General features: G+C 76.5%; 8 protein-coding genes and 1 pseudogene. 3 read left to right on the plus strand and 6 right to left on the minus strand.

Going from position 1 to position 6,265, the window contains the following annotated elements; genetic code table 11:
* A pseudogene (locus ACYVJ4_RS06275) lies at positions 1-378 on the plus strand (alpha/beta hydrolase); the annotation flags it as partial.
* On the opposite strand, the gene ACYVJ4_RS06280 reads toward ACYVJ4_RS06275, so the two are convergent.
* Complete coding sequence (locus tag ACYVJ4_RS06280) at positions 362-1,186, minus strand: DUF3710 domain-containing protein (protein WP_460459256.1); 825 nt, start codon at positions 1,184-1,186, stop codon at positions 362-364. The pseudogene ACYVJ4_RS06275 and the gene ACYVJ4_RS06280 overlap by 17 nt on opposite strands.
* The gene (gene dut / locus ACYVJ4_RS06285; RefSeq protein ID WP_460459257.1) at positions 1,183-1,722 is read right to left on the minus strand and encodes a dUTP diphosphatase; all 540 of its coding nucleotides are present in this window, start codon (positions 1,720-1,722) and stop codon (positions 1,183-1,185) included. Before dut ends, ACYVJ4_RS06280 begins: the two co-directional genes overlap by 4 nt.
* Positions 1,723-1,775: 53 nt before the next feature.
* Between dut and ACYVJ4_RS06290 the strand changes: the two genes are divergently transcribed.
* Positions 1,776-2,318, plus strand: a complete 543-nt coding sequence (locus ACYVJ4_RS06290) for a DUF3093 domain-containing protein (protein ID WP_460459258.1) — start codon at positions 1,776-1,778, stop codon at positions 2,316-2,318.
* On the opposite strand, the gene ACYVJ4_RS06295 is transcribed toward ACYVJ4_RS06290, so the two are convergent.
* The 4 genes from ACYVJ4_RS06295 to ACYVJ4_RS06310 all read right to left on the minus strand — a co-directional run bounded on the left by ACYVJ4_RS06295 (position 2,291) and on the right by ACYVJ4_RS06310 (position 5,370).
* Positions 2,291-2,587 carry a DUF4193 domain-containing protein gene (locus ACYVJ4_RS06295; protein ID WP_460459259.1) on the minus strand — a complete coding sequence of 99 codons (297 nt, stop codon included), beginning with the start codon at positions 2,585-2,587 and terminating at the stop codon, positions 2,291-2,293. The genes ACYVJ4_RS06290 and ACYVJ4_RS06295 overlap by 28 nt on opposite strands.
* Positions 2,588-2,759: 172 nt before the next feature.
* On the minus strand, positions 2,760-3,599 hold the full coding sequence (locus tag ACYVJ4_RS06300) for an inositol monophosphatase family protein (RefSeq protein WP_460459260.1): 840 nt from the start codon (positions 3,597-3,599) through the stop codon (positions 2,760-2,762).
* The gene (locus tag ACYVJ4_RS06305) at positions 3,596-4,726 is read right to left on the minus strand and encodes a ferrochelatase (protein WP_460459261.1); all 1,131 of its coding nucleotides are present in this window, start codon (positions 4,724-4,726) and stop codon (positions 3,596-3,598) included. Before ACYVJ4_RS06305 ends, ACYVJ4_RS06300 begins: the two co-directional genes overlap by 4 nt.
* Positions 4,723-5,370 (minus strand): trimeric intracellular cation channel family protein, encoded by a 648-nt coding sequence (locus tag ACYVJ4_RS06310; protein WP_460459262.1) that lies wholly within the window; start codon positions 5,368-5,370, stop codon positions 4,723-4,725. Before ACYVJ4_RS06310 ends, ACYVJ4_RS06305 begins: the two co-directional genes overlap by 4 nt.
* 84 nt (positions 5,371-5,454) lie before the next feature.
* Between ACYVJ4_RS06310 and sepH the strand changes: the two genes are divergently transcribed.
* The coding region (gene sepH, locus ACYVJ4_RS06315) for a septation protein SepH (RefSeq protein WP_460459263.1) at positions 5,455-6,265 on the plus strand (811 nt) is incomplete at its 3' end.

Here is a 6,265-nt window from a genome sequence, read left to right on the forward strand (position 1 = left end):
GCCGACGACGTCGCCCGGCGCGGGTCGCGCGCGGTGCTCGACGACGTGCCCGGGTGGGTGCGCGGCGAGCTCGAGCGCTCGTGGCCCCGGCACGGCTCGGACGACGCCCTGGTGCGCGCCCTGGCCACCACCGCGCGAGGTGCGGCGCCGACGTCCGCCCAGCTGCGCTCGACCCGTTGCGCCGCAACGGTCGTGGGGTGGCACGACGACCCGCTGCACCCGGTGGCCGTGGCCCGCCGGTGGCGCCGCGCGCTGCCCTGGTCGACCCTGCGGACGCTGGCGCTGGCCGACGTCGGGGACGACCCCGGCCGGGTCGGCCGCCTCGCCGTCCGCGCGCTGGAAGCGTTGCGGCGCAGGGGACCTAGCGGCGCTCGGTGATCTCGGGGCCGCGGCGGAACGGCGCGAGGTCGTCGTAGCTGCGGGCCTGCTCGTCCTGCGCGATCGACTCGCGCGGGTCGTCGCCGGGCGCGACCGCCGCCGCCGGGACGTCGCCCTGGACGTCGGCACCCTTGGGCAGGTGCAGCGGCAGCAGCTCGCGCGGGCCCATGGGCTCGCGGCCGCGGTCGACGACGACGCCGGCCACGAGGTCCTCGAGCACCTGCGCGTTCTCGGGCTCGACGGCGGCGCGGCCGTGGAACACCGCGCGCAGCAGCCAGCGCGGCCCGTCGACGCCGGTGAAGCGCAGCGGCTGGAAGCCGACCTTGCCGTCGGGCTGCTGGGCCGGCACGCGGGCCAGCAGCTCGCGGCCGAAGCGGCCGTAGCCCGGGTCGGCGGTGCCGCCCTGCTCGGTGATGCCGGCCGCGATCTCGTCGCACACCTCGCGCCAGATGCCCTCGGTGCGCGGCGCCGCGAACGCCTGGATCTGCACGGCCGCGTCGCCGAGCACCACGAACGCGCCGGTGACCTGGCCGGTGCCCTCGTCCATCTGCAGCTGCAGCTCGATGCCGTCGACCATCGGCAGCCACAGCGCGCCCAGCTCGAGCCGGCCGTCGGGCCCGTCGACCTCCTCGCGGTCGAACGGTCCGCCCTGGCGGTCGAACGTCACGGCGTCGCCCGCGGCGGGCGCCGAGCGGCCGTCGTCCGCGTCGTCGTCGCCGCCGCCGTCGTCGGACCCGTCGGTCGCGGCGTCGAGGGCGTCGACCTCGTCGACGTCCTCGTCCTTGGGACGGCGCTTGAACAGGCTCACGAGATCTCTCCCTCCGGGGCCAGGGCCCCGATGTTGGTGCCGGGTGCGGCCGCGGTGCCGGCGAACCCGCCGGTGGAGCCGTGGCCGCCGGCCCCGCGCACCGACTCCGGCAGGGAGTCGACGACGGTGAAGCCGGCGTGCTCGACGCGCTGGACGACGAGCTGGGCCACGCGGTCGCCGCGGTGCAGCGTGACCGGCGTGGTGCGGTCGGTGTTGACCAGGTTGACCTGGATCTCGCCGCGGTACCCGGCGTCGACGGTGCCCGGCGCGTTGAGCGTCGTCACGCCGAGGCGGGCCGCCAGGCCGGAGCGCGGGTGCACGAAGGCCGCGTACCCGGGCGGCAGCGCGATGGCGATGCCGGTCGGCACCGTCGCCCGCTCCCCCGGACCGAGCGTGACGTCGACCCGGGTCACCAGGTCGGCACCCGCGTCGCCGGGGTGCGCGTACGCCGGCAGGGGCAGCTCGTGGTCCAGCCGCTGCACCAGCACCTCGACGGTCGACCCCGTCCCGGGGCCGCCGCGCTCGTCCTCGCTCATCGGCAGCGACCCTAGTCCCTGCCCGTCCGGACGTCGCGTGCCACCCTGGGCCGGTGAGCGCACCCACCGGCCCGGCCGTCGTCCACCGCGAGCTGCTGCTGCCCTCGCCCGCGGTGTGGGTGGTCTGCGGGCTGGTGGCGGCGAGCCTGGGGCTGACCGTGCTCGGCGCGCTCGGCGCCGTGGTGGCGCTCGGCGTCTCGCTGGTGGCGGTGGCCGCGGTCGTCGCGGCGCTGCTCGCCTCCAGCGCGCGGCTCGAGGTGGCGGACGGCGAGCTGCGGGCCGGCCGCGCGCACATCCCGGTGGCGCTGCTCGGGCGGGTGCGGGTGCTGGACGCGGCCCGCACGAAGGCGCTGCGCGGGCCCGAGGCCGACGCGCGCGCCTACCTGTGCACCCGCGGGTGGATCCACGAGGCCGTGCTGGTCGAGGTGGTCGACCCGCAGGACCCGACGCCGTACTGGCTGCTGTCGTCGCGGGAACCAGCACGGCTCGCCGCGGCGATCACGGCCGCTGGGGCCGGGACCGCGCGCGACGAGCCGTCGCAGGGGTCAGGTGGTGCTGGTGAGGCAGGTCAGGAGCACTCGAGGCAGACCGGCTGACCCTTGCTCTCGCCGGACAGCTGGCTGCGGTGCTTGACCAGGAAGCAGCGCGAGCAGGTGAACTCGTCGGCCTGGCGCGGGAGGACCCGCACCGAGAGCTCCTCGTTGGACAGGTCGGCCCCGGGCAGCTCGTAGCCCTCGGCCTGCTCGGTCTCGTCGACGTCCACCGACGATGAGCTCTTGTCGACCCGGCGGGCCTTCAGCTCCTCGAGGCTGTCCTCGTTCAGTTCGTCGTCGGTCTTGCGCGGCGCGTCGTAGTCGGTCGCCATGGTTCGGGTCGCCCTCCGCGGGGTCTCGCTGTGGGTGGAACAGGTGGTGCTGCTGGTGCTGCTGAGTGCTCGTGGAGCGACATCTCGTGCTGCTCGCGGCGGGATAACGCCGAGAGGGGCGAGTTTGTGCCCGGGTCGAGACAGGGATTGTGCCTGATGGCCGGGGCGAGCATCACACCGCGTCGACATCCGGACGCAGCGGGGCCAGCAACGCCTGCAGCCGGGCGTGCAGCGCCGGCCCGGCGGCGACCACGAGGTCCTCGCCCGCAGGCGCGTCGCCGAGCCCCGTGACCAGCGCCCCGGCCTCGCGCGCGACCAGCCCGCCGGCCGCGAGGTCCCACGGCTTCAGGCCGCGCTCGTAGTACCCGTCGACCCGCCGGCAGGCCACCTGGCACAGGTCCAGCGCGCCGCTGCCGATCCGGCGCACGTCTCGGACGACCGGCAGCAGCGCCGCCACGACGCCGGCCTGGTGGCGCCGCCGGTCGGCGTCGTAGCCGAACCCCGTGGCGAGCAGCGACAGCGCCGGGTCGTCCTGCTCGCTCACCCGCAGCGGCCGGCCGTCGAGGAACGCCCCGCCGCCGCGCGTCGCGGTGAAGGTCTCGCCCAGCACCGGGTTGTGCACGCAGCCGACGAGCACCTCGTGCCCGGCCGGGTCGCGCGGGTCGCCCTGAACCGCCGCGACGCTCACCGCGTACGCCGGGATGCCGTAGAGGTAGTTGACCGTGCCGTCGATCGGGTCGACGACCCAGGTGACGCCCGACGTCCCGGCGACGTCGTCGCCCTCCTCGCCCAGCAGGCCGTCGTCCGGACGCTCGCCGAGCAGCAGCTCGCGCAGGAGCTGCTCGCTGCGCTCGTCCATGACCGTGACGACGTCGGTGGGGCTGGACTTGGTGCTCGCGACGCCGAGGTCGTCGGGCCGCTCGTCGCGGATCAGCACCCCGGCCGCGCGCGCTGCTCGCTCGGCGAGCGCCAGCAGGTCGTGCAGCAGGGCGGCGTCCGCCGCGCTGGTCATCGCGCGCCCGCCGGGTCGACGGCGGGCGCCGTCCAGTCCTCGCCGCAGGCCGCGGGACGCTCGGCGCGCAGGTTGCGGCAGCAGCCCACGGGGCAGACCGACGGGCGGGGGGCGAGCGCCCCGACCACCGGGTGCGCCGGCTGCTCGCCGCGCGCCTCCGCCGCCCGCTCGAGCACCAGGTCGACGAGCCCGGCGACGAAGACCGGGTCGGTGCCCACGGTCGCGGCCCGCGCGAACGGCAGCCCGATCTCGGCGGCGACCTCGGCCGCCTCGGTGTCGAGGTCGTAGGCGACCTCGAGGTGGTCGCTCACGAAGCCGATCGGGCACACCGCCGCCCCGGGGACGCCGGCCGCGTGCAGCGCGCGCAGGTGGTCGCCGACGTCCGGCTCCAGCCAGGGCTGGGACGGCGGGCCTGACCGCGAGCAGTACACGAGCTCCCACGGCACCGACCGGCCGACCTCCCGGCTCACCGCGTCGGCGACGACCGAGGCGACGTCCTGGTGCTGGCGCGAGTACGCCGGGCTCAGGTCGCCTCCCGGCCCGCTCGCGTCGTCCATCGCGTCCGGCACGGAGTGGGTGACGAAGACCAGGTGCGAGCCCACGGGCAGGTCCGCGAGCGCCGCGGCGGCGGCCCGCGCGTTGGGCTCGACGAACGCCGGGTGGTCGAAGTACGGGCGCACCTTGTCGACGTCCAGCGCCCGGCCCTCGTCGGCCAGGGCCAGCACGGCGCCCGCGAGGTCCTCGCGGTACTGGCGGCAGCTCGAGTAGGACGAGTAGGCGCTCGTCGTGACGGTGACGACGCGGCGGTGCCCGGCCGCGTGCGCCTCGCGCAGCGCGTCGGTGACGAACGGCCCCCAGTTGCGGTTGCCCCACAGCACCGGCAGGTCGACGCCGCGGCGCGCGAGCTCGGCCTCGAGGGCGGCCACGAGGGCGCGGTTCTGGTCGTTGATCGGGCTGCGGCCGCCGAAGTGGTCGTAGTGCTCGGCGACCTCGGCCAGCCGCTCGTCCGGGATGCCGCGGCCCGCGGTCACGTTGCGCAGGAACGGCATCACGTCGTCCGGCTGCTCCGGCCCGCCGAAGGACAGCAGCAGCAGGGCGTCGTACGGGTCGGCGGGCGAGGTCGTCACCGCTCGATGGTGCCAGGAGGACCGGTGCGCAGCGGCCTGGGGGCGTTGAGGTCGAGCACGACCGCGCCGACGCGCAGCGCGAGCACCAGCACCGCGGCGCCGAGGGCGACGCCGGGACCGAGGACGCCGAGCTCGTGGGCGACCACCACGACCGTCGCGCCCAGCGCCGCCGGGACGGCGTAGAGCTCGCGCACCAGCACCTCCGGCACCTCGCGGGCCAGGACGTCGCGGATCATGCCGCCGCCGATGGCCGACAGCGTCCCGACGATGACGCAGGTCATCGGGCCGGCGCCGAGCGAGAGGGCCTTGAGCGCGCCCGACACGCAGAACGCGCCGAGGCCCGCGGCGTCGAGCACCCGCACCAGCCGGGAGATCCGCCCGAAGGCCGGGTGCCAGAAGAACGTCAGCAGGCCGCCGACCGCGCAGGCCGCGAGCAGCCGCCAGTCGGTGATGCCGACCGGGGGCACGGCGCCGATCAGCAGGTCGCGCAGCACCCCGCCGCCGAGGCCCGCGACGGTGGCCAGCACGAGGACGCCGAACAGGTCGAGCTGCTTCTTGACCGCGACCAACCCGCCGGACACGGCGAACACGAGCACGCCGACCAGGTCGAGCACCAGCTGCAGCCGCGCGTCGGGGAGGATCACGGCTCCCCACCCTAGGGCGCGCCTGCCAGGATCCGGCCGCCCCGGGTGGCAGAGTCGGGGGTGCCACCCGATCGAGGAGTCCGTATGCACGACCTGCAGCTCATCGGGGTCCACGACGACGGCGAGCACCTGGTGCTCGCCGACGGCGAGGGCCAGCGGTTCCTTCTCGGCGTCGACGAGGCGCTGCGCGCCGCCGTCCGCCGCGACCGCGCCGCTCTCGGCCAGCTCCAGATCGAGATCGGCGGCGGGCTGCGACCGCGCGAGGTGCAGGCCCGGATCCGGTCCGGCGCCACGGCCGAGCAGATCGCCGCGGCCTCGGGCTGGCCGCTGGAGAAGGTGCGCCGTTACGAGGGTCCCGTGCTGGCCGAGCGCGAGCACGTGGCCACCACCGCGCGCGAGGTGCGGCTGCGTCGTCCGGGCGCCGGGCAGGTCACCCTCGGTGCCGAGGTGCTGCGCCGCCTCACCGGCCGCGGCGTCGACGCCGACCACGTGCAGTGGGACAGCTGGCGCACCGACGACGGCCCCTGGACCGTCGTCGTCTCCTTCAGCGCGGGCGGTCGCGACCGGCAGGCCCGCTGGCACTTCGACCCGGTCGGCCGCTCGGTCACCCCGGCCGACGACGAGGCACGGTGGCTCAGCGAGGCGGCCCCCGAGACCGACGGCCCGCTCGGCGGTGCCCGGCTCGCCGCCGTGCCGGACGGCGCGGTCTACGACATCGAGGCGGACGGCGGGGTCGACGGCCCGACGGACGCGCACGGCCGCGGCCACGCCGACCCGCTCGACCTGATGACGGCCATGCGCAGCCGGCGCCGCGAGCGCGACCAGCGCTCGTCGCGGCGCAGCCACGGCGCGGTGACGCCCACCGACGTGCCGGGCGCCACGCACCCGGCCCGCC

This window comes from Angustibacter peucedani, from assembly GCF_054779595.1.

Coding starts and splice junctions, on each gene's coding strand:
- dut (WP_460459257.1), bottom strand. CDS start 1,722: ATGAGCGAGGACGAGCGCGGCGGCCCCGGGACGGGGTCGACCGTCGAG.
- ACYVJ4_RS06295 (WP_460459259.1), bottom strand. CDS start 2,587: ATGGCGACCGACTACGACGCGCCGCGCAAGACCGACGACGAACTGAAC.
- ACYVJ4_RS06300 (WP_460459260.1), bottom strand. CDS start 3,599: ATGACCAGCGCGGCGGACGCCGCCCTGCTGCACGACCTGCTGGCGCTC.